We start from the raw sequence: 25,828 nt of genomic DNA, 5'->3' as shown, positions 1-25,828 counted from the left end.
TAGGAATTTAAATGAATACACAAATTATTAAAGTGGGTAACTGTGAAGTTGCTAACGACAAGCCGTTTGTACTATTTGGTGGTATGAATGTGCTTGAATCACGTGACTTAGCAATGCAAATCGCTGAGCATTATGTTGAAGTGACAACAAAATTAAACATTCCTTATGTGTTTAAAGCGTCATTTGACAAAGCAAACCGATCATCAATTAACTCTTATCGTGGTCCAGGTATGGACGAAGGATTAAAGATTTTTGAAGAGATCAAAAATACCTTTAATGTACCAGTGATTACAGATGTACATGAACCGTATCAAGCGTCGCCCGTTGCTGAAGTTGTAGATGTAATTCAGTTACCTGCATTTTTAGCACGTCAAACCGACTTAGTAGTAGCGATGGCAAAAACTGGCGCGGTTATAAATGTGAAAAAACCACAGTTTTTAGCACCTCATGAAATGCGTCATATTATTAAAAAGATTAACGAAGCGGGTAACGACCAAGTAATCTTATGTGAGCGTGGTTCAAGCTTTGGCTACAACAACCTAGTAGTTGATATGCTGGGTATGGATGATATGAAGCACCAAGCGCCCGTTATATTTGACGCAACACATGCGCTGCAGCGTCCGGGTGGACGTGCCGATTCAGCTGATGGCCGTCGCGCGCAAGCTGCAGAACTTGCACGAAGCGGTATGGCACTCGGGCTAGCAGGCCTATTTATTGAAGCTCACCCAGATCCGAACATTGCCAAATGTGATGGTCCATGTGCATTACCACTTGCTAAACTTGAAGGTTACTTAAGCCAGATGAAAGCGGTTGATGACCTTGTAAAAAGCTTTGAGCCACTTGATACATCAGCAAGTTAATCAGGAAGAAAAGATACTTGGTTAACGCTATGTCGTTGACTTTCGTAATAAGCCAGCCAGTGAGGTTGGCTTTTTTATTTAAACAGAAACAATCTAAACGATTTCAAATCTTAACATTCATTTTCTTGAATCTAGATATTCTTTAACGTAGAGTAATTTTTGTCTTATTTTTATACGGAAATTCAATTATGTTAAGAACACTAACCCTTTCACTTGTTGCACTTTCTTCACTTACACTTGTTGGTTGTGGTTCTACACCGCCAATTCAAGCACAAGAAAAAACCATCGCGTACCAAGGTAAGACTTACGTTTTTGGTGGCCAGTACGATACTAAGCGAAATGAAGTACAACTAACGGTAAATGGCGATCCGGTAATGAAAGGTCGTTTTCCTCCATACACGCCAACACTTAATTTAAATACGAGTTATCAAGAAGTTAATGTTTCTAGCTATTGTTACTTTAGCTCTGTGCTGAATGAAAAAGGTGGTGTATTTGGTGCAGTAGCGGGCGCTATTCAGTCATCTAATTCAAAGTCAGGCGACAAGTGTGACGTTAAAATTGCCGGTGAAACGGTTGAAAGCCTATATTTCTAATAGATTTATTATAAGTGTGTACCCCAGTGGCTACACACTTATTTTAATAACTGAATTGAAGCTAATAGTAGCGAAGTTCGTCCACCTTTCCCCAAAACACTCTGTAAGAAAATGCGGTATAAGCCAAAATAGTTGGCACTACAATTAACGCCCCCCACAACATAAAGTTAAGTGCTTCAGGTGCTGCAACAGCTTGCCAAATTGTTAATTTACCCGGCACAATCTCAGGGAAAAAGCTAAATGCTAAGCCAAAAAATGATAGGGTAAAAATCAATAGCGCAAAAAAGAATGGTAGGGCTGCACCAATATTTGGCTGTTTAGCTAAGCGCTTTAGTACAAACCAACATAGTACAAAGAAGCTTGCACAAATAATCGGAATGGGAATTAAGATCAGTGCATACGGAAAGTCGAACCATTTTTGATAGATCTCTGGTGAAATAAGCAAGTTAACGAGTGATACCAGCAATATACCAACAAACGTAATAACAACCGTTGATTTACAATGCGCTATGGCTTTTTGTTGCAAATCACCTTCGGTTTTCATAACTAGCCATGCACTGCCAATAAAGGTATAAGCCGCTGAAACTCCAATTGCACTTAAAAGGGCAAAACCGTGCGCTTCTAAGGTGTTTGAAAACCCCATAACATACAAACCGAGCATGTAACCTTGCGCCAGCGAGGCGAGCAAAGAGCCAGATTTGAACACAGTATCCCATTTACGTTTATGGGCAACAATGGCCTTGGCTCTAAAATCAAATGCTACACCGCGCATGATTAAGCCAATCAACATAAATGTACACGGGATATAAAGTGCTTGAAAGACAATACTGTGTGCAGTTGGAAACGCAATAAGTAAAAGGCCAATCGCTAATACTAGCCAAGTTTCATTAGCATCCCAAAACGGTCCTATCGACGCAATCATGGTATCTGCGGAGGTTTCATCGTCTAACGGCAGTAAAATCCCTACGCCTAGATCGTAACCGTCCAAAACAGCGTACATTAATGTTGCAAGGCCCATTAGGGATACAAAAATAATTGCCAGAGTTGCTTGATCAAACATATGCATTATCCCCTTTACTTGGTAATTGTTTTATTGGCTTTTCGCTCATATCAAATTCTTCAATTTCAACGGCACGGCGCGCCATTAGAAACACTGTATGCAGATAAGCGACTAACAAAATGGCATAGGTAGTTAAATAGAGCGCTAAGCTAAAACCAACATTTGCAGGCGCAATTTGTGTTGCAGCGTCAGACACTTTTAGCACACCGCTAACAAGGTAAGGTTGTCTGCCTATTTCAGTTACATACCAGCCAGCTAACGTAGCTAACCAACCTGAGAATGTTAAGCCAACAAGAATACGCATTAGCCATGTGGGTAATTGGGCGCGTTTTTTAAGGGTATAGGTTGCAAACCAAGAGATGGCGATCATCAGTAAACCTAGGCCAACCATTATTCTAAAGCCAAAAAATACAGGTTTAACTGGCGGATGCTCACCTTTAAATTCATCAAGCCCCTTAATTTCACCATCAAGCTCATGGGTAAGAATAAAGCTTGCCATGTTAGGTATGCCAATTTCAAAATGATTCGTTCTGTTTTCTTCATCAGGAATTGCAAATAGCAGTAAAGGTGCGCCTTTTTCGGTTTGCCAAACACCTTCCATTGCCGCTATTTTCTGTGGTTGATGTTCAAGTGTATTAAGACCATGTAAATCACCAACAAATGCTTGTAACGGTGATAAAATCGCCGCCACAATAACCGCTACTTTTAATGTTAACTTTGGTGCTTGTTTATCGTCTCCTTTAAGTAAACGATAGCAACTCACGCCAATTATCATAAAGCTCGCCGTTAAGCCCGAAGCCAAAAGCATATGCGCTAAGCGGTAAGGAAAACTTGGATTAAAAATTACTGCAAACCAGTCGGTTGGGTAGGCGATTCCATCGCGCATCTCGAAACCGGTTGGTGTTTGCATCCACGAATTTAAACTTAAGATCCAAAACGCTGAAAGCGTGGTGCCGATTGCTACCACGATACAAGCTAAAGTATGTACTTTTGGTGGCACACGTTTAATACCAAACAACATAATGCCTAAAAATGTCGCCTCTAGGAAAAATGCAGTTAACACTTCGTAGCCTAATAGTGGCCCCGCGATGTTTCCGACTTTTTCCATAAAACCGGGCCAGTTAGTACCAAACTGAAATGACATGGTAATACCGCTTACAACGCCAAGGGCAAATGAAAGGGCAAAGATTTTTACCCAGAATCGATATGCGCGCATCCAAACCGGATTGCCTGTCATATCAAACCTGACTTTAAAGAAAACTAAAAACCAACACATCGCGATGGTTATAGTGGGAAATAAAATGTGAAAACTAATGTTGGCAGCAAACTGTATGCGTGAAAGCATTAACGTATCCAACATAAACGACCCCCAAAGAATAGACGAGCTATTTATCTAGTGTTTTTTAAACACGGATTTGGTTAGCAAGTGTTAACGTGTACTGGTTGGGCTGTATTTGCCATTGTATACAAACAACAAAGGGGAAATTGAGCCTTATAGCACCTTGTTTATTATTTGCGATACTTCTTCCGGTATTTAATAAAACAAAAATTAAATAGCAACACGACGACATATGCACTTTTTCAGTGCGCACAAAAAAAGCGGTTAATTACTATTACCGCTTTTCAAAACTTTATCTTTAAAATCGAGTACTTTAACAACACCAGAGCCGAGCTTCATAAGTGTTGTCAGCTTTTCAGGACTCATGCTTTGTAACTCACTTGCCCAAACGGTGATGGTTTCAAGCAAATCATGCAGCTCAGACATTTTGTCCTGTGCATACGCTTCTTCTGCGTTAGCGGGTTCATCAATGATTGAAGCGCGCAAAAGAGATAGGGTTGGGTCCATCTCTCTTTTTCTGCGCTCTTCAAATACTCGGTTTGCTAATTCCCAAATATCGCCAGCGGGTGCATAGTAATCTTTTCGGTCACCAGGCTTATGAATTACCGATACTAAGCGCCACGACTGTAATTCTTTGATTGCCATACTAACGTTACCGCGCGAGATATTTAAGGTTTCTGATAACGAAACAGCGCTAAGAGGTTCTTCACTCATTAGCAATAAACCCATGATTTGACCGATTGTGCGGTTAAATCCCCAACGGCTGCCCATTTCGCCGCAATGCATTACAAAACTTTCGATTTTTGGTGTTAGCAACATTCTAAACTTTCAATAATTTCTGAAACTTTAAAATATACTAATCCCATCATTGATATAGATCAATCTTTTTATGCGTTTAAGTTGTTCGTATTTGGATTGAAAAGTGAACAATCGAATTGATTTAAGCGGATTTATTTGAATTGTAATAAATGAGTAATGTCTGTCAGGCATTCTTTTGCAACATTATATTGGCACCTATTATCATTGCTGTTTTATTTTTGTTCGTTTTTAACGCCACTTTTGATTGGTTATTATTCAAAAATGAATGAAAATTAAAAAAATCGTAAATAACTGTTTAATTTAACACAATGATGCTTCTATACTGAGATTGTATTTTAAATTTATTGTAGTCATCTCCATGCGGAATAAAGCACAAAATAGTAGTTTTTGGTTGTTGTTTTTATTCAACTTATTTTTAGTTTTATTTAGTTTTACCAGTAATGCCAGCTACACAATTGGTGTTATCGGTAAAACCAAAAATGATAGTTTTTATATCCAATCATTTAAAGGGTGTGAGTCTGTCGCTAAAAATCACCCAGATTTACGATGTATTTACGAAGGCGCTGATGATTTTCAAGATATTCGTGGTCAAACGCTCAAAATTAACCGACTGATCGAAAGCGGAGTAAATGCGTTACTCATTTCGGTTACTGATTCTGATTACTTAGTAAATGGTGCCCTTAAGCGAGCATTTGAGCTTGATATTCCAGTTATTACCTTTGACTCTGACTTGTTACCGCAACATCATGATTACCGTTTAGCGTATGTTGGTACTAATAATTTCGACTTTGGTGTTGCCCTAGGCGAATACGTTAAAAATAACATTAAACACACAAACACTGTGTGCCTGCAGTCTGGGCATCCATCTACACCAAACTTAAACCAGCGAATCAAAGGTGTGCGCCATGCGTTAAGTGGCCAAAGTTTACAGCGTTTGAATGATGGCTACCAATGGCAAGAGCATGAATTATGCCCTGTTTACAGCTTGGGTAAACGAGGCCTAGCACTCAGTCAGTTAGTAGGTAAGATCAAACTCGATGCGCCGCCGGTTTTTATCGCCGTAGCGGGATTTGCTCAGTTTAATCCACGTTACATTGACCAGCTTAATCAGTTTAAGCCTAAGATTAAATCAGGTGATATTGTGATTGTCTCGGCCGATACCGAAGAGTTGCAATTGAGTGCATTATCTAAGGGGCTTTCTAATGTCAATATTGGCCAAAAACCGTTTGATATGGGAAAACAGGGCGCGGAATATTTGTATCAGTATTTAAAACACAATGTGAAACCTAAGCAAGAATTTACTTATTTAGGTTTTCACTATTGCGACAAACAGAATGTTGATACATGTACCGTAAACTATTAAGGCGTGTTTAACGTTAATCGCTATCTTCAAACTTGTTTATTTGCTTTAGAAATAAATTAGTGCGGTTATCGCTTTAGTTCACAAAGCTAAACGCCAAGAAAACGCTGCCAGAAAGTCCAAGTCACCCGTTTGTTCTGTTGTTATTTCTTCATGACTTTGAATGTATTATGCTCAAAAGCGCTAATACACTTCTAGCCACTAGGGGATTAAAGCATAGGTATAACCGATACAACTAATAGTGCTGCCATAAGCCAATTAAACAAACGTATTTTAATGGGTGAGGCAATAAGTTGCTTTAAACTTTTTCCCAATACTAACCAACAGCCAATAGACGGTAAGTTAATAAGTAAAAACACCACACTTACTAACATCACAGATTGTATGCTTTGATCACTGGCATATACTGCATTTACACTTAACGCCATTGTCCACGCTTTAGGGTTGACCCATTGAAAAAGCGCAGCTTGCATAAAGGTTAATGGTTTCGCATCCGATGCGAGTTCATCAATAGTATGGTTATTAGCGATTTTGTATGCAAGGTAACATAAATAGACGATGCTTACCCATTTTAATACGGTGTAACTTGCAGGTAGGGCTTGAAATAACTGACTTACGCCAATTCCGACCAATAGCACCATCACACTAAAACCAATGGCAACACCTAACAAATGCGAAATCGAACGGCGCAGACCAAAATTTAACCCTGAGCTTAATAACATTAAGTTATTCGGGCCTGGGGTAATAGATGAAACAAAACAAAATGTTATTAATGCAATAAGTAATTCAGTATTCATAGTGGACTCCTTTTTTAATAGAGTAATTTACTTATTGCGCAATTTGCTGTTTTATATTGTCTAATATAATTAAATGGCACAATAAAATTTAGATATGGACAAATTTAACGAACAAATATTGTTTGAGTTATCGCGCGACAGTAGTTTGACCAATATTCAATTGGCTGAGCGAATTGGATTATCGCCATCGGCATGTTTACGCCGCGTACAAGAGCTTGAGCGGGCAAAGATTATTACAGGTTATAAAGCCACCATTGACACCGAGCAATTAGGGATCGGCTTTAAAGCATTTATTACGGTAGGCTTGTCGGTACACACTAAAACAGCGCAAACGCAATTTGAAGAGGCAATAACGCTTTCAAAAGAAGTGCTTGAATGCCACAACGTAACCGGTGCGTTTGAGTATATTTTAAGAGTCGAAACCAAAGATTTGAAAAGTTATAAGCAATTTCACACCAATGTGTTAGGTGATATCGAGCAGGTCGCGACCATAACGACCCATGTTGTAATGGATTCCGTTAAAGATAGTTAGTGGATTTAGCGTCTTTTCTTAGTAAAACAGTGTGTTATCCACGTCAAATTTAATACAAACGATTCGTTTAGCTATATCAAATGGTTATGAATATATAACCCAGCTTTCATATTTATGTAATAACAATCGGCTTAACCATACCGATTGTTAATAAAGTGTAAAAAAGTGTTGTAATTGTACCTAAATTGGCTATTTTGTGATCGGAGGTCACTCCTCCGATTACAAACAATAATTAGGAACACACAGTATGAAAATAACGAAAATAATAGCTTATGCGGTGTTGTTGTACGCAAGCACGCCTCTTTGGGCAAGTCATGGACTGGCCTTTATTCATGGGACTGGAAGTCAAACAGATGCATATAATGACTACTGGACGGGTGAATTTGTAAACTCAGTGAGGCAAGGGTTAAGTAACACAAACAATTACACGGTGATCAATTGCGATTTCGATCGGTATATGTGGGATACGCGAGCATCTGGCTGTTTGGCAGAGCAGCTCACTAACTTTATAAATAGTAAAAACATTACGTCTTTAACACTTATTACACACTCAAATGGTGGTAATGTTGTGCGTTGGATTTTATCTAATCCAACCTGGGATAGCCGTTTTGTCACTATTATAAATACGGTCAAAAAGACAATCGCGCTTGCACCGTCGTCTGGTGGTACACCTTTAGCCGATGCGGTAACCGCTGGTAATTCATTTGAAACAACCCTTGGCTGGATCTTAGGCTACGACAGTGACGCGGTGAAACAGCAGCAAGTTGGTTGGATGGCACATTACAATCAAAATTGGTTATATGGTACGCCTAATCGACCGGCACTTAGTTCTGCATTTGAGGCAGTTGTAGGTAGTGATGTCGATTCGGCAATTTGGGATGGCGATAGTTACTGTGGAGGCTATCAATATCAAGTGGCGCTTGAGGTTACACAAAACTGGTTAGATGATTGCTCTGACGGATTCTTGGAATGTAGTTCGCAATCGCTTGCGGGCAGTGTGTGGTTTAAAGATAAAAATAAAACACGTGGCAGTGAGCCTTTAAGTCATCATCAAAGTCGTCGTAAATGTTTCAATTTAGATGGCCTACTACGCAATCGAATTACGGAGATCTAATTATGAAACATTTTACTGTATTAACTTTTTTTGCAAGCTTACTATCGGCGTTTTCGCTCCATGCTGAACCGGTTGTATATCAGTTTAAAAAAGTACAACCAGCTGTTGAGCAGCCGTTACAGCAAGCATTAAAAAGCGATGAATATTGGATGACAATATCTGGCAAAGCGCTTAAGCAAGGCGTTGAGTTGCCGTTTTCTGCTCAGAATAGTTTTGTTCGAGTTGCGCCTAAATTTGATGTTGCAAACACACGATTTGTTGAACCGCTTGATGTGAGTGCATTGTCGTTAACGCCAAATTCTAAAGTGTTAACAAAGGGCAATCGTGCACAGGTAGAACAAGTGTTTGCGCAAAAGGAAATGAACGATGCAGGTTTTACTGATGGCAGTGTAGCGCTAAAGGTAAAGTCGCAACATGCTTTGCAGCAACTAACGCTAAAAACAAATCAATATCTGATTGATGATGCGAAATATCTAGTGCACGTAAAGGAAAAGCACAGTGATGTTGTTCTTGCCGTTGCAGCGAATAACCGTTCTATTCAAAGTGCAAATAAACTGGCATATCATTCGCTTTCGTTTACTGATAACGCGACTCAAATCAAAACGATGTCAGCGAAACTGATTAGCCCAACAAATGAAAAAGTAACGGTAGATATAACCAATAACCATTTTAACTTTGATAAAGCACTGGCGTATTTTGGTGCAATCAATGGCTTGTATGAGCTTGAACTTCAAATAGATGCCGAGCGCGCTAATATGCCAGTAAAGCGTTCGCTTAAAATTCCATTTGTTAATTTTAAACAAACCGCAAAGGCGTTACCTAATGTGACATTTAATGCGTCGCAATCGCACATTGAAGCGAAGGTGCCATTGGTTGTAAATGATGCGGGGCGTTTTAGTTTACAAGCAACGTTACAAGGTAGTAATGATGGGGTACGTTTTTATGATATAGCCACGGTTGAAATGGCAAAAGAGTTAAACGGTGACGATTCACTGTCGCTACCATTTACCACTCAGGTACGTTATTCGTCTTATCGTTTAAACAATATGGTACTGAAAGATCAAAGTCGCTTATTAGTGTTACAAACACCTCAGAAGTTGTTTCGTCCATCAATTTAATGATGTCAAAATACGCCAACATTAGTTGGCGTATTTTCGTTTCATTTCAAAACAAAATCACTTTATAAATATTACGTTATACTTAAACCGAGTTATTAAAGTAGTAGGGCGTTTTAATGGTTTTTACGGTAAAACAAAAAATCACCTTTGGCTTTGCATCAGTGGGCATTTTGCTTGCGGGTGTTTGCCTGTTTTTTTATATGTCTTTGTCGAATATTGAGCGTGCTTACTTAAATATTAAAGAGCAGGCTTTACCAGTACAACGCAGTGCCGATGACATTCAAACGCTTATTCTCAACTACTCAAAAAACGCTAACGCAATTTACGGTGCCAACAAATTAAATGTTATAGAAAAATTCAGAGCACAAAATCAATCACTTAAAAATCAACTACAACAAACACTTTCAAGTAGCATTGCAGATTACAGCATTGACCTTGAAAAACTAAATAACCAATCACTTGCATTAATTGATGCTTCTGAAAGTTTAACTGATAACAAAATAGCCTATTTAAATGCTAAAAAAACAAACAAAACTTTGATTGAAAAGCAGCTCGCGCTTATTTCACAAAGCTCCGATTTATTATATGACCTAGAAACATTAACAGGATTAAGTTCGCGCCTGTTAGATGAAGTGATGGGCACCGCGATCCGCATCGATGATATGTTGTTTAATTTAACTGAAGTAACCAATGCACTTAGTCAAACTTTAGACAGTGAAACGCAAGTTAAACATCAAAACGATACGCGGTTTTTACTGGCAAATATTAAAGACAACTACAATTTTCTCAATCAACAGCTCACAGATATTGAAAGCGGTGATTTTCAAACGCGTTTTGAACAAAACTTGGCTGTATTTAACAGTAACGTAGATAACCCTGCACATTTGTATCAACAACAGACGTTACAGCTTGCTAAGTACAATCAATTTGAACAAGACTACAATCGCGTAGAAGCGCTTTCTGAAGAAATTAACAGTTCAATTCACACCATAAAACAAAGCGCCAGTGAACTAGTGAACCGTTATCAACAATTAGCAGATGAAAAAATAGATGAAAATCAGTTGTTACTTATGGTCATTGCTGGTGTTTTTCTATTGGTTGCTGCAATTATCGCTACCTTAACGATACGTGCGATTATAATACCGTTAGGCTATGTAAATCATACGCTTACAAAAGTAGCTGATGGCGATTTCTCGCGTCATGCGCGCAAGATTAACGATGATGAATTTGGTGAAGTAAGCGATAAATTGAATCGGGTTATTGATAATTTAAAAGAGCTGATCACCGATATTTTCGAACAGGTGGCATCACTTGAGTCGCGCCTTGAAAATTCCTTAGCAAGAAGTGCAACGGTTTCGCACAATGCCGAAAAACAAATTGAGCGGGCAAAACACACCACGGCACTTGCACAAGATGTGCATACCAGCGCTAATACGGTAAACACACAAACCAAAGAAAGCTCCGAAGATATTAATCAAGCAAGTGAACAAAGCGATGCTGTGCTAAATTTGGCAACGCAAAACCGAGAACAAATACAATTGCTTGCTTCAAACTTGAATACATCGGTTGCGTTGATGGCTGAGCTTTCAAACCAATCAAGTAATATTGGTAGTATTCTTGATACTATCGTCGCAATCTCTGAACAAACTAATTTGTTAGCACTGAATGCAGCCATTGAAGCTGCACGTGCGGGAGAGCAGGGACGTGGTTTTGCCGTCGTGGCCGATGAAGTGAGGTTATTAGCATCGCGTACGCAAGAATCAACAAAAGAAATAGCGCAAATGATAACCGCGCTACAAAGCGGTACCAGCGATGCGCAGCGCGCGATTAACCAAGGGCAAGAGGCTGCGCTGACGTGTACTGAACGAAGCGCAGCGCTTACAGGTGCAGTCGATTTGATTGAGCAAGGTTTGTCGCGTTTGGCAGATAAAAGTAACCAAATAGATCAATCAAGTGCACAGCAAAGTGCCATGGCGCAAGACATCGTTACGCGTATGCAGGAAGTAGAGCATAGTGCAGAACAAAATAGTGATGAACTAACGGCACTAAGTGAAAATATTCGTCAGATAAATGAGCTCGGCCATAAAGTGAGTGATGCACTAAACCGCTTTAAGCTATAGCGCTTATTGATTCTTTAAATTTGTTTTTTGCTTCTTACGCGTATTTAGCAAACAGCTGTTTGACGTTTACTTTTGCGTTTAAACGCTTCGCTATTAAATACAATCCTGCGATTTTACGATGGATAAACAGGGCATCAACGGGTGGTGTGTGCCATTGGTCTTTACGTTTATTAATTGTAACGCTTTGTGCGCGTAACTGTGTTGCGATAGTGCAGGTTGCAAAGTTGTACTCGCCGTCAAATCGTAATGGCATTGACGCGATATCAAAAAGCGCCAGTATTTGCTCAAGGTAGGTAGTATCGATATCTTGCTTAAAAAAGCCAATGGTACGGGCTGCATCTTCGATTTGAGCGCTGTTTTGATTACTTAACGCACTGAAAAGTGATAAATATCCTTTAGATATATCCGGTGAAATCTCTCGGGTAGCACCAAAATCCAGTAAGCCTATTGTATGTGTTTCATTATTAAACACATAATTGGCGAAATTTGGGTCGGTTTGCATAAGCTTCAACTCAAATAATTCAACAAAAAACAGCGAAAATAAGCTCTTTACGATGTGATTTCGAGTTTCTTCTGGCAGTGCCGCCGCTTGTTCAATCGGCATACCTTCAATAAAACTCATTACTAAAATGGTTCCTGTACTTAAAGGGGAAACGTTAGGTAAAGCAAACTGTGTCTTGTCGAGTTTATTGTTAAACGTTTCTATGTAGCTTGCCTCAAGTTGATAGTTTGCCTCATTGATTAACTGCTCGGTTGTTTTTTCAAGTAATGTGTTGAGATCAACCTGTTTTGGGACAAGGCCTGAGAGTTTTAAAATACGCCCTAGATTATCCACATCACTTTTTATGGCGTTACTGACACCCGGATATTGTAACTTTATCGCGAGCTTTTTTCCGCTATCGTCGTTGGCAATATGCACTTGCCCGATAGATGCACAGGCAAAAGGTTGAAGATTAAAATAAGCAAAATTATCAACCCAATTATCACCCCAAGCGTCACGAAGCACAGTGAGTAACTGCTTGTGTGGCATAGCATGCGCATTGTCTCGTAGTTTCGCTAAAATATGGCTTAACTCAGGTGGAATAAGCTCACCTGCATCCATCGAAAGAAGTTGACCTAATTTCATTGCAGCACCACGCATTGCGGCAAGCTCATTGGTTAACTTTTGTAAGTTACTGGGCGTTAAAACGAGATCTGACACGGACGGCTTATTACCACTAAATAGTTGCTTGGTGCCATTGTAGGCAACATTGGTTGCTACTTTTGCTAATAACCCGCCAAACTTACTCGCTCGACTCAAGCGTGAACTAGGAACTTTAACCTCTTTACGTGTCATTGTGCTCTCCGAATAATACCTTATGTTTATACGCCACAATTAGTTACTAAGTTCAATGCGCTTAACGGTTTTAATTGGGGTTACGCAAAAGCATCGGTTTTAAATTAAAACTGATAACGCAAGGTTGCACTGGCATTACGTGGCTCGCCAATAAAATAACGGTGATTACCAAACGCATAGTCGGCCCTTTCAGCGAAACGTGTATCAAATACATTAAGTACGGCAAATGCGATAGAGAAATTGCTGTTTATTTGCCATTTTGCACGTAAATTCGAAACCGTATGCCCATTATATGTTTGCGTGTTTTTATCGTCTAAGTAATAACCGTCAAGATGCCTTAGTTCAAACTGACTGGTTATGTTTTGCGCTATTTGCCAATCAAGAACGAGGTTTGCTATTAAGCGTGGAGAGGTATCTATCTCATTGCCTTTGAGCTGCTGCCCATTCGTTGGATTATTTTCATAGGTGTGTTTTGCATAACTTGAATTCAAACGCGTTTTAAATGTGTCGCTAAGGCGCCAGGTGAGATCAAACTCGAGCCCTTTATGCTGAGTCGATAAACCATTGAGATAATGTCTGTCTGAATCTTGATAAATCGCGTTTTTCTTAGTTAGATGATAAAACGCAAGCTCACCGAATACCGTTTCTGTTTGAAAACGCAGGCCAAGCTCTTGCTGGTTTGCGTCGACACTGGTTATGTCATTTTGTTGCTGATTGTTCTGCAGGCGATAAAGTTCGGCGGTGTGTGGTGCTCTAAAACTGTTATCTAGTTTAGCAAATACAATCGTATTGTCGTTTAGCGTAAAAGAATAGCCAAGGCTGTAGCTTGTATCGTTAAAGCGATTGGTTTGATTAGCGGGGCGAGTGTATCGACAACCGCCAAAGCCACACGCAGTGCCGTCATCTTTTAAATTACCTGTGCTTAATGCGTTATCGTAATCGTATTCGGTAATATCATGTCTAAGCGCTAAAAAAGCACTCTGATCAGCTGCTATTTGATAATCAAGCTGACCATAAAGCGCGTAATTTATTGCATGAACCGTGTAATCGTAGTGTTGGCCTTTAGGCAGTACCGCCCTTAAAAATGCCGAATCTGATATGGTGTCATTTATTTGATATTGTTGTAACGAACCTTGGGTAAAATCGAGGTCACTACCTAATTTAAGGGACAAGGTATCCGTAACTTGAGCGTAGCGAGATAACTGGAGTCCAATGCTATGGTGATCGTTCTTCTCAATGGGAGTGCCAGGCAAAAAGTGCATCAAAAAAGTCATATCTGTGTATCGTAGATAGGGCGTTAGTTGCCATAGAGCATTGTTTATTTCAGCGCTATTTTGCATGCTGTAATGCATAGCAACACTTTCGCGATAGGCATCTGGAAATTCATTAATTTTCAACAGCGATTTATCTTTATATGCATTTTCGCCTTGTTGTAAATAACCTGCGGTATCTTGCTCGAGGTTAGTTACACTAAAATGGTGTGTTGTTTGCCAATTGCCTAACTGGTGTTGTGCCGAGACTGATAGTTTTTGCTGTTGATAACCGGAACTCAACTGATAACCGCCATCGCTCGTTACGGTTACGCCAACACCTAACTGCATATTGTCAAAATCGTTACTTGCCGTTGCATTTAGCCGATAAAAATCATCATTGCCTACGTCTAGTGCGAGCTGATTCTCGCTGGCGTAGAGCGTATTATTAATGTTGATTACGCCATGGATTGCGTTTGAACCATAACGTGCAGAATTATTGCCTTTTACTACTTCGATACGGTCGCTTATTTCAAAATGGCTGTCGAATAATTGATTTACGTTGCAAAATCCGGGTGCCCGTAGGCTAATGTTATTTTCTAACATCAAAAATTCAGCGCAAGAACCTGCTCCTGTTAACACCGGCGAACGTAACGAAAGCAATGATTCTTGGCCATTACCACGACTTAACCATACTCCCGACGCTAAACTTAACACTTGATTTAAATGCTCTGCGTTAATGGTAGCAACCGCATCTTTTGCAATAATGCTGGTATTGCCAATTAGGTCAAAATGGCGTTTCTTGGAACGCGACGCGGTTGTTACTATGGTTTCAATATCGGCAAAACTCTGACTATTTTGCTTAGCCAATGATGTGAAATGAACACCTAATAATGAAACAATTAACGACTTCTTAAACACTTCTCGCACGAAACAAACCTTTAAACGCATCTTGACTGAAAACAGAAACTCGGCACATTATACTGTAATTACCGTGCATTCGTTCTACCGTGAAATAATAATATGTATCAAAAAATGAATAAGTTACCGATTTTAGTCGCGATGTTAGCAAGCATTGCAAGTTTGCCATCCCACGCAAAAGTTGAAGAATTGTTTAAATCTACCTGTGCGTCTTGCCATGGCGAAACATTAATGGGCGCAATGGCTCCCTCGTTAGTTGATAACACATGGCTAACAGATGGCACTGATAAAGCATTAACCAATGCTATCAAAAATGGTATCGCTAACGTTGGCATGCCAGCATTTGGTGAAACGCTAAGCGATGAACAAGTGCGAACGCTTGTTGTATTTATTCGCGAAGCGGGCGCTAAAGTAGAAAGGCAAAAAGCGCCAAAATCATCTCTTGGTAAAGTATTCACCACAAAGCATCAAACTGTTACGACACAAGAAGTTCTGACAAGTGAAGGTATTATCTGGGCGATGGATTTTTTACCGGACGGCAGTTTACTGTATACGCTTCGCCAGGGTGAACTGTGGATGATGTCGAAAAACGGCAAAAAAACGCAAGTAATTGGCATTCCTGAGGTTTGGCACAACCGTCAAGGTGGCTTACTTGATGTATATCCCGACCCACAATATAGCCAAAACGGGTGGATTTATTTGTCGTTTAGTCAAGCTGCTGGGGAAAACGATAACGGTGACGAGATTGCCTTTACGAAAATTGTGCGCGGCAAAATAAACGATGGTAAATGGGGTTCAGAGCAAACCTTGTTTGAGGCGAAGCCAGAAAACCGTAAAAATCGCGGTTGGCACTTTGGCTCGCGTTTCGCTATTCAAGGCGATTACTTGTTCTTTAGTAACGGTGATGAAGGCCATCAAAATGATGCACAAAGCATTACAACGCAGAACGGTAAAATACACCGCATTTTTAAAGATGGACGCATTCCAAAAGATAACCCGTTTTATAATGAAAAGGACGCACAACAAACAATCTGGACGTATGGTAATCGTAACCCACAAGGCTTAACAATAAATCAAACAACAGGGGATTTATGGTCAACCGAGCATGGCCCACGCGGTGGCGACGAGCTTAACTTAATCACAAAAGGTGTGAATTATGGTTGGCCAAAAGCGACGTTTGGTATGAATTATAACGGTACGCCGATCACCGAACACACTGAGTTACCAAGTATGCAGTCGCCAATTCACCATTGGACGCCATCAATTGCGGTTGCTGGGATTAACTTCTATACCGGAAATGTGTTTAAAAATTGGCAGGGCGACTTGTTTGTTGGCAGCCTAGCTAAAAAGCAATTGCATCGCTTACGTATTGAAAATAATCAGGTAATTGAAGATGAGATTATTCTGAAAGGTTTAGGGCGTATTCGTGATGTGGTTACCGCGCCAAATGGCACAATCTACTTAACCATAAATGACCGAAATAAAAACGAAAGTAAAATTATTTCAATCTTGACAGCGAGTTAAATTAAAGTAACAAAGAGTACGTTCATTTTAAGAACGTACTCTTTTAGTATGTGATATCTATGAGTGCCTAGTCATCAAAGGCAATTCGCCATGCGATATATTGGCCCTTTTTATCTATTGTGCCAGCCACTTCAACACTTAAGCCATTTTCAAGTTGATTACCTTCTAATTCAAACTGGGTATCGCTTGAGTAGTGGATAACAACGTCACTTAATGTAAATTGAATGTCGGTTAGGTTTTGAATTTCACCTTCAATTTCAAATTCTTCGTTTGCTTTAAACTCGATTTCAGCGGCATACAAACCAATTGCGGTTTCAATCGCATCAACTTCTACGGGTACATCGCGCGCGAGTTTACTTTGATTTCCATTTTCAAATTGCGTATTGGCATCAAAGTAAACAAGGGTGTCGTTAACCTTAAATTGAAAATCGCTTACAATTTCTGTGATTGAACCGTTTAATTCTATGTCGTCTTGTTGTTCAAATTCTATTTCAGTCGCAACAAGTTGACCTTGGCCGTTAATGATAGCGTCAATTTCAACCGTCACGCCTTCTCTTAACTGTTCACGTGTGCCATTTTCAAACTGGGTATCGGCAGTTAGCAAAATGGCAGTGTCGTTAACAGTAATTGTATCATTTTGAATCGCGGTGATTTCACCTTCGATTTCGCGTATATCATTCTCATCTTCAAGTTCAACAGCAAGTGCTAGCAGGGTGTTGCCGTCTTGCTGTACTGCATCGATTTCAACTTCGACACCGTTTTGAAACATATCTAGTGGGTGTGAAAATTGCGTGTTTTCATCGGTAATGATTTGAAAACCGTTTACGTTAAAATCTTGAATACTATTGAACTCTGTAATTGAACCTTCAATGTCAAAGCTATCGTCGTAACTATCTTGGTATTTTGCTTCTAGCACTAAGTAGCCATCTTCCGATGTCTTGAATACTTCTAGTTCCAATTTATCGTTATCGCTAAGTGATGCCATAAAGTCTTGAACGGACACATCATTGCCAAAACGGTTTTCAAGCTCTGACGATGCATTTACAAATACTGTAATACCCGAAACGTTAAAGGTATTGGTATCAAGGTTAATATTGCTAACCTTGCCTGAAATCGAAATGTCATCGTCGTTTTCAGATTGCTCTTCGCGCTCTACCTTAGTCACAAAGGCGTTACCGTTATCATCGCTGTAAAAATCTATTTCAACAAAATCGCCTATCGCTAAGCTTGAAAGCGTCAGTTGTTTATCGTCGGCGTTTGATTCATCATCAAAGAGGGTAAACGGTGTGATTGTGTATTCGCGCTCATTTACAGTAATGGTATTTAATGCCAGATTAATATCGGTGATTACACCTTCAATATCACTGTCTGCGCTAACATACAGCGCGATTTCTTCAGCAATATGTTGATTATCAATAATGATTGCTTCAACAACGACACGTGTACCATTTACAAGTTGCGCTAATGATATATTTTCAAAATCCGTGTCGTCATTGATCAATACTTGTGTGTTGGCAATTGTAATACTGCTATCTGCAACATTGACTATTGGACCATCTAAAATAACAGACACACCATCTCGTTCATCATAGTGCTCAATTTCGATGTCAGTAATAACGTTAACATCATTTAGCTGGTTAAACTCAATTTCGACAATATCACCAACAGCAAGCTCTGGGGGTACAGTAACGTTTGATGCATCAAAAGTTGTATCGTTGATTGTTAAGGTGTTATTAGCACTATCCAGCGCTGTAACTTTTGCGGTAAGAGAAAGCGTGTCTTCATCGTCTTTACGTTCTAGCTTGGAGATTAAAAAGCCACTTTGTTCTGAATATACGGCACTGATTTCGACAAAGTCACCTTGTTTTAACGCATCAAAGGTAACTTCTTCTAAGTTAGATTCACCGGTTAAGACAAATGTTTGGCCGTGTACTGTTATTGTCTCATTAGCATAATCAATGCGCTGAATGTGACCGGTCGCTGTTGCTTCGTAGTTAACACTATTTGCAATAAAACGTCCTTGGTTGTTGGTTAAGCCTGAAAGCACAACGCGATCACCTAAACGGATTGCATCTTCTGAGCCTGGTTGGCCATTAATTGTAAAGTCGGCATTATCGGTATTGTAACGAACACCATTGACATACAAACTACCAAAACCACTTACCGTCCCTATGGTTTGCGTTGCATAGCCAAATTCATAAATCGCATTTGAAACCAAACCATTTGAAACGTTCAGCGATATCGATTCGTTTATGCCGAGATAACGTTTATTGTTTATGGATTGGGCAACGCTTGAAAGTGTGTAGGTACCAGGGGCCAGTTGCGTAAGTAAGGTGCTGGTACTAACGGTATTGGAATAACCGTTGGGGCCTTCAACCAACACATCAGCAGACGCACCGTCAGGAAGTCCTAAAAATCCAATATTAAGTTCGCCAGAATTAGGTACGATTGGCGCTGGTTCGTGTGAAGTTGATGAGCCACCGCAGCCGACAAGGCTGAGGGTTGATGCTGCAAGCAACGAGAGTGTTAACTTACGAGTCATGAAATTTCCTTAAAATATATAAACATGTGTTCACCTTGAACAAGAATAAGATACGAAAGGATTACGTTAACTGCAATAAAACTGTCATAAAGCAAAAGTAAAGGCAGATTAAATATACGTAACATTTAAATAAAACTGTTTAAAATCAATGAGATTTATTCTCGATGTTGATTTTATTATGTACAAAATTAGTATATGAATTTTTTATGACAGCGTTGTTTTTTGAAAGTGTTCGCGTTGTTTGGCGTAGCTAATAAAAAAGGCGCTAATAAATAGCGCCTTTTTAAGAATGTAATTGGTTAAGCTAACCCAGGTTATTTTGCTTCGTCAGCTGCTTTTTTTGCAAGGTATTCGTCATAAGTACCTTGGAAATCAATTACATTACCGTCTTTTATTTCCCAAATACGGGTTGCAAGCGACGATACAAATTGGCGGTCATGGGATACGAAAAACAAAGTACCTTGGTATTGTTCTAACGCAAGGTTGAGTGATTCGATCGATTCCATATCCATGTGGTTTGTTGGTTCATCCATTAATAAGATATTTGGCTTATGCATCATTAATTTACCAAATAGCATGCGACCTTGCTCACCACCAGAAATTACTTTAACTGATTTTTTGATGTCGTTTTGAGAAAACAGTAAACGGCCTAAATAACCACGTACTACTTGCTCGTCATCACCTTCTTGTTGCCATTGTTCCATCCATTGAAACAGATCCATATCGGTCGCAAAGTCATCTGCATGATCTTGTGCGTAGTAGCCAATGTTTACATTTTCAGACCACTTAAGGCTGCCACTTTTCGCAGGCAGGCGATTCGCTAGGGTGTGTAATAGCGTGGTTTTACCGACGCCGTTTTCACCAATAATCGCTACTTTTTCACCTACCTCAACAAGCGCAGATAAATCACTGAATAAAGTATCGTCGTAACCTTGTGCAAGGCTTTCAAGCTCAAGTGCATTTCTAAATAATTGTTTTGATTGTTCAAAACGAATAAATGGATTTTGACGGCTCGACGCTTTTACTTCTTCTAATTGGATTTTATCAATTTGCTTAGCACGAGATGTCGCTTGCTTTGCTTTTGATGCGTTAGCAGAGAAGCGAGATACGAACTGTTGTAGTTCGGCAATTTGCGCTTTTTTCTTGGCATTATCTGATAATAAACGTTCGCGCGCTTGTGTTGCGGCAAACATGTACTCATCGTAATTACCCGGATAAATACGTAATTCACCATAGTCGATATCAGCCATATGAGTACATACTGAGTTCAAGAAATGGCGGTCGTGGGAAATAATAATCATAGTGCAGTCACGTTGATTCAAAATATCCTCTAACCACTTGATGGTGTAGATATCCAAGTTGTTGGTCGGTTCATCAAGTAACATGATGTCTGGCTCGGCAAACAGTACTTGTGCAAGTAGCACACGTAGTTTCCAACCTGGTGCAACTTCCGACATCAAACCATAATGTTGCTCGGTTGGAATACCAACACCTAGCAGTAATTCACCGGCTTTTGCTTCGGCTGAATAACCGTCCATTTCGGCAAATTGGGTCTCAAGGTCAGCAACCAACATGCCTTCTTCTTCACTCATTTCAGGCAAAGAATAAATACGGTCACGCTCTTTCTTGATATCCCACAGCTCTTTGTGGCCCATAATTACGGTATCAACAACGGTAAATTGCTCGTAAGCAAACTGATCCTGATTTAGTTTTGCAATGCGCTCATTTGGGTCGTATGAAATATTACCTGCGCTTGGCTCAAGCTCACCGCTTAAGATTTTCATAAACGTTGATTTACCACAGCCGTTAGCGCCAATTAGACCATAACGGTTACCGTCACCAAATTTAACTGAAATATTTTCGAAAAGTGGCTTTGCACCAAATTGCATGGTGATGTTGTTTGAACTAAGCATTATATATTTTTCATCGAATCAAAATTGGCGGCATTTTAACACTATCTTATGGCACAACATAGCGATAGCGCGGTTTATTTTAAAGTGACGGTTGGTTATAAAAATGAAAATTATATAAGCTGCTCAGCACAACTTGGTGATACATAATGTGAAAACAAAGCTTCAAGCTCGCCATTGGCTAATACTTTAGTTAGCGCAGTGTCAAAGCGCGCCATAAAAGTAGGTGAAACGCTCTGTTTATTAAAGATAAAATGAATACTTGCTTGTGACAGTAGTAAAGGGTGGATAACCACCTGAGGATGGTTTTGTCTTGATATTTCGCTGCAAAGTACAACGTCGTCATCAATCACAATATCGACACGGTTTTTAACTAACATCTCCAAGCGTTTAATTGTTGTTTCTGAAAAAACAAAGCCGTTATACGCTTGTTTGGCACGCTCTAGTTCGTCACCGTACCAACCCGCCAAATTAACACCAATAAGTTTACGCTGTTTAATAATTGATTTAAAGCTTTTGCTTTGTTTAACGCTATGGTCGTTTTGTCGATAGGCAAATCGATTCCGCTCTAGGCGGTAGGTTTTTGAAAAGTAGAAGTCCCGTTCCCGTTCGGGCGTTTTACTGGCGCCAAGACCAATATCAAAATTACCGATAGTGAGTTCAAATAGGGTTCTACGTTCAGGAAAGCGAATCACGGTAAGTTCACAGCCCATTTGCTCGAGCACTTTTTTCAGTAGCTCTACATCGACACCGGTAGTGCTATCAAACTTAGAAAACTTAACATAGGGATACCAGTCGTTAGTGATCGATAGCGAAAGCGGGGTCTTGCATTCGACAGGTGGTGTTTGCGCACTGTAACACTGACAACACACTACCAATAACAAAAATGACCACCACGCTTTTTGCATAACAACTTATTATTACTTTTGCTAATCGCTAAAGTATAAACCAATCTCACAAAAACGCCTGAAAATGGAATTGGTCTATTAAAGTGCCCGTTTTACACTTTGCAATGACAGTGACAAATTTGGGTAGTGCACTAATTGGCGATCTCGCACGTGCTTGTTTACCGCAAATTCGTGAAGCTCATTTGCAATCATTGCTTGCGCATTAGATGACAGCAAATAGTTAACAAATCGCTGCGCATTTTCTTTATTTGGCGCGTATTGACTAATTGCTGCGGCAGTCGCTGAAACAGGCGTTTTTCCATTGTAAGTTGTTAAAAAATGCATGCTTAAGCTTGCCGCAACTTCACGGTCCGATGGCTTTTTGCTGTTACGTAGCATGTGATAGTAATAGTGATTTGCGAGTGCATAATCACATTGATTTTTAAATACAGCGCGCAACTGGTCGCGATCGCCGCCAGAAGGGCGTTTGTTTAAGAGCGAAACGTAACTTTTCAGCCACTTTACATCTTGCTTATTACCAATCGCATGCAGTGATTTTTCCATTTGTTGATTGTAGCTATGATTAAAATCACGATTGCAAAGCTTGCCATAAAATTGCTCGCTGTCTAATTCGCGGTATGACGTGATTGTTTTTTCATTTGTTCGAGAAAACAATGCCCTAATTCGTAACGACAGTGCGACCCACTTATATTCATCGTCAACTAATTGAGGGGCGATAGACGATGTTCGAATATTTATTGGCTGCAATAGGTGCTTTACCGATTGAAGTTGTCCTAGTTCAGACGTTAATAATACATCTACTTGGCTATTGTCTGCATTGGCAGTAAATTTATTGAGCAATGCGTTTGGTTTTCCATAAACCAGATTTACCCGCACGTTATGCTCTTGTTCAAACGCGGTTATTAAAGGGGAAATTATTTCAGCCTTTCGGAATGAGTATACGTTTACTACAGAATTGGCTAATACCTGTGCATTTAACGCGAAAAACGAGATAAAAAGGAAAATAACACTTTTCATAAATCGTAATAGTAATTATTATCGTTACTGTATTTTTAACTAGTTCTAGCGATAAGTCTATAGATGAAACCTGATTTTTTGCTCATCAATAAATATAAACCTTATTTATTGGTATTTGTTATTTATGTGATTGCGTGCATTGCTCTGGCATATTGGTTTGCATCGCAATTACAGCAAAAGCAGTCCGAGCAGTGGCAGTTTCAACTTTCAAGCTTTAGTAAGGCTATTGTAAGTAAAAGTGATTATGTAGAGAATTTAATTTCAGGTATCGCGAGCCTATATAGCGCTTCATCAAATGCGTCGAAAGAGCACGTAAAACCATTAATTGATGACCAAATTAATGGTTTAGCGTTCGATTCAAGCATTGAGTTCTATTATCGCCTGACACCAAGCAATGTTGAATTTGTTGAAGATTATATGCAACAAGTCGGGGCGTTCGACTTTACTATTAGCGATAGTATTAGTTTCTCTAACCAGTATGATAATTATGTGTTACTGGCCAATTACCCTGAATCTGACTTTGGTCACTTAGTTGGCAGTACAATATCGATTAACAATGACAGTGCTAACGCTTTTATTGTAAAAGAGTGGCCAAACACTGAGTTTTGGAGTGTTATTCTTAATACCGCTGATGTAAAAACAGTGTCACTCAGGTTTAATATTAAAAGCTTTTTCGACTACATTCATGCATCAGGTGATACGCAAAATCAGCACATTACAATTAGTGTAGGTAATCAAGCCATTTATAATTCAGATTGGCAAAACTCATTAGATTTGTCCTTTGCTGAGCCACTAGCGCAACAACGCATCCCATTTTTTGATAAAACACTGGATATTGCTTACTTCAACCCAAGTTACGTGCGCCATAGCCATTACCTTATAAGTGCGGGGCTTTGTACCTTAGCTATTTTATTTGGTTTTGCGCTTTTCATGTATTTAGTCACTATTCGTAATCAATATGCACATATTAACCGCCTTGTGCGTATCAAAACGTATTCATTAAAGAAAACACAGCAAAATTTAGCAGCCACGTCACAACTAAAAGTAAAGGCACTAGAACAGCAATTAGAAACCAAGAAAAAATACAAAACCTTGTTTGTAAATTGTTCCGAAGGACTCTTTTGTTGTAACGATAAAGGCGACATATTAGAGAAGAATCCGGCGTTTATTGATCTGCTTTTACCAGATGACGCAAATAACAATATTTGTGGCCTGATGAGCGAGAGACAACAGGCTTTATTTTTGGCGTGTCAAAACAATGAGTTTTCCAATGAGTTGTTTGTGCAAAACAAGTTAGGTAATACGTATTGTTTATTGTTAAAAGGGCATTGGATAAAGGATGTAGAGCGTACACTGTTTGAAGGGCGCTTGCTCGACATAACCGCCACCAAGCAACATGAAGAGAAACTAAGGTATCAGGCTGAGCACGATGCACTTACCGATTTATTAAACCGACAAGCGTTTTTAGATGGTGTTGGTAATGAACTCACAAGTCGCCAAGGTTGTTATCATCTTTTATATGTTGATCTTGATAGATTTAAATTGGTTAATGATGGTTATGGGCACAAGGTAGGTGATGCACTGTTAAAAGCGTTTGCCAGATTACTTCAAAGCGAATTCTCAAGCTATGGTGAAGTAGCGCGTCTGGGCGGCGATGAATTTGCATTGTTTATAGCACAAAAGCGTTTAACTGTTTCAATCGAGAATATGCTTGAGCGACTGACTTACGCCATACATCAATTGCGAAAACAACGAACCGCATATCAATGTATAACAGCGAGTATTGGCGTGCGCACTATCGCGGCACCGTGTGAGTTATGCCCAGAACAATTATTACATGAAGCCGATCTTGCTATGTATCGTGCGAAACAAATGGGGCGAGATCAGTATTCTTTTTATAATGATGAACTTGCAATCGCAAATCGTCGTAAACGTGAAATTGAAACTTTTTGCAGCAGCGATAGTTACCTATCGGCAATTAGATTGGTGTACCAGCCAATTTTCTGTTTAATGTCAAATCGCCTTTTAGGCTTTGAAGCATTACTTAGAGTACATGACGATAAACTTGGTACTATTTCACCGCTTGAGTTTGTGCCTATTATTGAAGATATGGCCAAAATATCTGACGTAGGACTACACGTTGCGAAATTAGCCGCACACTTTTGTGCTAGTGTTAATCTAGATACATCAAATCAACTTTTTGTAAATGTGAATGTTTCTCCAAAGCAGTTAAAAAACAACGAATTACTCAACTGGCTCGAGTCACAAAACGTCGTTTCTAGGTCACTGTTACAACTTGAAATTACCGAGTCTGCAATGATGGAAAATCAGGCTGATATTATACCCATACTAGAATGTATATCAGATGCAGGGTATCACTTACTCATTGATGATTTTGGTACAGGATACAGTTCATTGGCTAGATTAAAGGCTCTGCCACTAAATGGCTTGAAGATTGACCGCTCGTTTGTTAATGATTTATCAAGTGAAGCTGGCTTACAAATTGTAAAAGCAATATGTGCCATTGCAAAAGCGTTAAACTTAACCATTGTTGCAGAAGGTGTTGAGAACATCGATCAGCAAAGTACGTTAATCGATTTACACGTAGATAAAGTACAGGGTTATTTGTTCAGTAAACCGCTAGAGTGTAAAGACGCAACTGAGCTGGTTAACACACAACAATACCGCCAAATAGCATAAGGAAGTTC

At 39.5% G+C, this 25,828-nt stretch carries 19 protein-coding genes; 9 read left to right on the top strand and 10 right to left on the bottom strand.

The window, feature by feature from the left end; all coding sequences use genetic code 11:
- Positions 1-11: 11 nt before the first annotated feature.
- Positions 12-860 (top strand): 3-deoxy-8-phosphooctulonate synthase, encoded by an 849-nt coding sequence (gene kdsA / locus AC2IOM_RS15495; RefSeq protein ID WP_486360323.1) that lies wholly within the window; start codon positions 12-14, stop codon positions 858-860.
- A 188-nt stretch (positions 861-1,048) separates the two neighbouring features.
- Positions 1,049-1,453: a hypothetical protein gene (locus tag AC2IOM_RS15490; RefSeq protein WP_105172811.1), complete on the top strand. Its 405-nt coding sequence runs from the start codon at positions 1,049-1,051 to the stop codon at positions 1,451-1,453.
- Positions 1,454-1,514: 61 nt separating this feature from the next.
- Here AC2IOM_RS15490 and cydB read toward each other — a convergent pair whose 3' ends face one another.
- The 3 genes from cydB to AC2IOM_RS15475 form a co-directional block, all read right to left on the bottom strand.
- A complete protein-coding gene (cydB, locus tag AC2IOM_RS15485; RefSeq protein WP_100915293.1) occupies positions 1,515-2,513 on the bottom strand; it encodes a cytochrome d ubiquinol oxidase subunit II in 999 nt (332 codons plus the stop codon).
- Positions 2,506-3,873, bottom strand: coding sequence for a cytochrome ubiquinol oxidase subunit I (locus AC2IOM_RS15480; RefSeq protein WP_486360322.1), 1,368 nt, complete (start codon positions 3,871-3,873; stop codon positions 2,506-2,508). Before AC2IOM_RS15480 ends, cydB begins: the two co-directional genes overlap by 8 nt.
- A gap of 243 nt (positions 3,874-4,116) precedes the next feature.
- On the bottom strand, positions 4,117-4,671 hold the full coding sequence (locus AC2IOM_RS15475) for a GbsR/MarR family transcriptional regulator (protein WP_100915291.1): 555 nt from the start codon (positions 4,669-4,671) through the stop codon (positions 4,117-4,119).
- A 358-nt stretch (positions 4,672-5,029) separates the two neighbouring features.
- Here AC2IOM_RS15475 and AC2IOM_RS15470 point away from each other — a divergent pair, with 358 nt between their 5' ends.
- On the top strand, positions 5,030-6,034 hold the full coding sequence (locus AC2IOM_RS15470; RefSeq protein ID WP_486360321.1) for a substrate-binding domain-containing protein: 1,005 nt from the start codon (positions 5,030-5,032) through the stop codon (positions 6,032-6,034).
- A gap of 206 nt (positions 6,035-6,240) precedes the next feature.
- On the opposite strand, the gene AC2IOM_RS15465 is transcribed toward AC2IOM_RS15470, so the two are convergent.
- Positions 6,241-6,828, bottom strand: a complete 588-nt coding sequence (locus AC2IOM_RS15465) for a LysE family translocator (protein ID WP_486360320.1) — start codon at positions 6,826-6,828, stop codon at positions 6,241-6,243.
- Positions 6,829-6,922: 94 nt separating this feature from the next.
- On the opposite strand from AC2IOM_RS15465, the gene AC2IOM_RS15460 reads away from it, so the two are divergent.
- The 4 genes from AC2IOM_RS15460 to AC2IOM_RS15445 all read left to right on the top strand — a co-directional run bounded on the left by AC2IOM_RS15460 (position 6,923) and on the right by AC2IOM_RS15445 (position 11,712).
- Positions 6,923-7,360 carry an Lrp/AsnC family transcriptional regulator gene (locus AC2IOM_RS15460; protein ID WP_010559059.1) on the top strand — a complete coding sequence of 146 codons (438 nt, stop codon included), beginning with the start codon at positions 6,923-6,925 and terminating at the stop codon, positions 7,358-7,360.
- Between the two features lie 247 nt (positions 7,361-7,607).
- Positions 7,608-8,474 (top strand): lipase family protein, encoded by an 867-nt coding sequence (locus tag AC2IOM_RS15455; RefSeq protein ID WP_100915288.1) that lies wholly within the window; start codon positions 7,608-7,610, stop codon positions 8,472-8,474.
- Between the two features lie 2 nt (positions 8,475-8,476).
- Entirely contained in the window at positions 8,477-9,592 is a 1,116-nt protein-coding gene (locus tag AC2IOM_RS15450; RefSeq protein WP_486360319.1) for a DUF4785 domain-containing protein, read from the top strand.
- A gap of 116 nt (positions 9,593-9,708) precedes the next feature.
- A complete protein-coding gene (locus AC2IOM_RS15445; RefSeq protein ID WP_486360318.1) occupies positions 9,709-11,712 on the top strand; it encodes a methyl-accepting chemotaxis protein in 2,004 nt (667 codons plus the stop codon).
- A gap of 34 nt (positions 11,713-11,746) precedes the next feature.
- Here AC2IOM_RS15445 and AC2IOM_RS15440 read toward each other — a convergent pair whose 3' ends face one another.
- Positions 11,747-13,048 (bottom strand): ABC1 kinase family protein, encoded by a 1,302-nt coding sequence (locus tag AC2IOM_RS15440; RefSeq protein WP_486360317.1) that lies wholly within the window; start codon positions 13,046-13,048, stop codon positions 11,747-11,749.
- Between the two features lie 104 nt (positions 13,049-13,152).
- The gene (locus AC2IOM_RS15435) at positions 13,153-15,228 is read right to left on the bottom strand and encodes a TonB-dependent receptor (RefSeq protein WP_486360316.1); all 2,076 of its coding nucleotides are present in this window, start codon (positions 15,226-15,228) and stop codon (positions 13,153-13,155) included.
- Between the two features lie 105 nt (positions 15,229-15,333).
- Here AC2IOM_RS15435 and AC2IOM_RS15430 point away from each other — a divergent pair, with 105 nt between their 5' ends.
- The gene (locus AC2IOM_RS15430; RefSeq protein ID WP_486360315.1) at positions 15,334-16,743 is read left to right on the top strand and encodes a PQQ-dependent sugar dehydrogenase; all 1,410 of its coding nucleotides are present in this window, start codon (positions 15,334-15,336) and stop codon (positions 16,741-16,743) included.
- Between the two features lie 67 nt (positions 16,744-16,810).
- Here the strand turns inward: AC2IOM_RS15430 and AC2IOM_RS15425 are convergent, their stop codons facing one another.
- From AC2IOM_RS15425 to AC2IOM_RS15410, 4 genes are all read right to left on the bottom strand, one after another.
- Positions 16,811-19,285 (bottom strand): DUF5666 domain-containing protein, encoded by a 2,475-nt coding sequence (locus AC2IOM_RS15425; protein ID WP_486360314.1) that lies wholly within the window; start codon positions 19,283-19,285, stop codon positions 16,811-16,813.
- 314 nt (positions 19,286-19,599) lie between these two features.
- Positions 19,600-21,198 carry an ABC-F family ATPase gene (locus tag AC2IOM_RS15420; protein ID WP_105172821.1) on the bottom strand — a complete coding sequence of 533 codons (1,599 nt, stop codon included), beginning with the start codon at positions 21,196-21,198 and terminating at the stop codon, positions 19,600-19,602.
- 110 nt (positions 21,199-21,308) lie between these two features.
- Positions 21,309-22,103: a substrate-binding periplasmic protein gene (locus tag AC2IOM_RS15415; RefSeq protein WP_486360313.1), complete on the bottom strand. Its 795-nt coding sequence runs from the start codon at positions 22,101-22,103 to the stop codon at positions 21,309-21,311.
- 78 nt (positions 22,104-22,181) lie between these two features.
- The gene (locus tag AC2IOM_RS15410; protein ID WP_486360312.1) at positions 22,182-23,120 is read right to left on the bottom strand and encodes a substrate-binding domain-containing protein; all 939 of its coding nucleotides are present in this window, start codon (positions 23,118-23,120) and stop codon (positions 22,182-22,184) included.
- A 63-nt stretch (positions 23,121-23,183) separates the two neighbouring features.
- On the opposite strand from AC2IOM_RS15410, the gene AC2IOM_RS15405 reads away from it, so the two are divergent.
- Complete coding sequence (locus tag AC2IOM_RS15405) at positions 23,184-25,820, top strand: sensor domain-containing protein (RefSeq protein WP_486360311.1); 2,637 nt, start codon at positions 23,184-23,186, stop codon at positions 25,818-25,820.
- The last annotated feature ends 8 nt before the right edge of the window (positions 25,821-25,828 follow it).

Source organism: Pseudoalteromonas sp. NS-SX12 (assembly GCF_057367955.1).
This window is presented reverse-complemented; position numbering and strand designations above follow the sequence as displayed.

Coding starts and splice junctions, on each gene's coding strand:
- kdsA (WP_486360323.1), top strand. CDS start 12: ATGAATACACAAATTATTAAAGTGGGTAACTGTGAAGTTGCTAACGAC.
- AC2IOM_RS15490 (WP_105172811.1), top strand. CDS start 1,049: ATGTTAAGAACACTAACCCTTTCACTTGTTGCACTTTCTTCACTTACA.
- cydB (WP_100915293.1), bottom strand. CDS start 2,513: ATGTTTGATCAAGCAACTCTGGCAATTATTTTTGTATCCCTAATGGGC.
- AC2IOM_RS15480 (WP_486360322.1), bottom strand. CDS start 3,873: ATGTTGGATACGTTAATGCTTTCACGCATACAGTTTGCTGCCAACATT.
- AC2IOM_RS15475 (WP_100915291.1), bottom strand. CDS start 4,671: ATGTTGCTAACACCAAAAATCGAAAGTTTTGTAATGCATTGCGGCGAA.
- AC2IOM_RS15470 (WP_486360321.1), top strand. CDS start 5,030: ATGCGGAATAAAGCACAAAATAGTAGTTTTTGGTTGTTGTTTTTATTC.
- AC2IOM_RS15465 (WP_486360320.1), bottom strand. CDS start 6,828: ATGAATACTGAATTACTTATTGCATTAATAACATTTTGTTTTGTTTCA.
- AC2IOM_RS15460 (WP_010559059.1), top strand. CDS start 6,923: ATGGACAAATTTAACGAACAAATATTGTTTGAGTTATCGCGCGACAGT.
- AC2IOM_RS15455 (WP_100915288.1), top strand. CDS start 7,608: ATGAAAATAACGAAAATAATAGCTTATGCGGTGTTGTTGTACGCAAGC.
- AC2IOM_RS15450 (WP_486360319.1), top strand. CDS start 8,477: ATGAAACATTTTACTGTATTAACTTTTTTTGCAAGCTTACTATCGGCG.
- AC2IOM_RS15445 (WP_486360318.1), top strand. CDS start 9,709: ATGGTTTTTACGGTAAAACAAAAAATCACCTTTGGCTTTGCATCAGTG.
- AC2IOM_RS15440 (WP_486360317.1), bottom strand. CDS start 13,048: ATGACACGTAAAGAGGTTAAAGTTCCTAGTTCACGCTTGAGTCGAGCG.
- AC2IOM_RS15430 (WP_486360315.1), top strand. CDS start 15,334: ATGAATAAGTTACCGATTTTAGTCGCGATGTTAGCAAGCATTGCAAGT.
- AC2IOM_RS15425 (WP_486360314.1), bottom strand. CDS start 19,285: ATGACTCGTAAGTTAACACTCTCGTTGCTTGCAGCATCAACCCTCAGC.
- AC2IOM_RS15420 (WP_105172821.1), bottom strand. CDS start 21,198: ATGCTTAGTTCAAACAACATCACCATGCAATTTGGTGCAAAGCCACTT.
- AC2IOM_RS15415 (WP_486360313.1), bottom strand. CDS start 22,103: ATGCAAAAAGCGTGGTGGTCATTTTTGTTATTGGTAGTGTGTTGTCAG.
- AC2IOM_RS15410 (WP_486360312.1), bottom strand. CDS start 23,120: ATGAAAAGTGTTATTTTCCTTTTTATCTCGTTTTTCGCGTTAAATGCA.
- AC2IOM_RS15405 (WP_486360311.1), top strand. CDS start 23,184: ATGAAACCTGATTTTTTGCTCATCAATAAATATAAACCTTATTTATTG.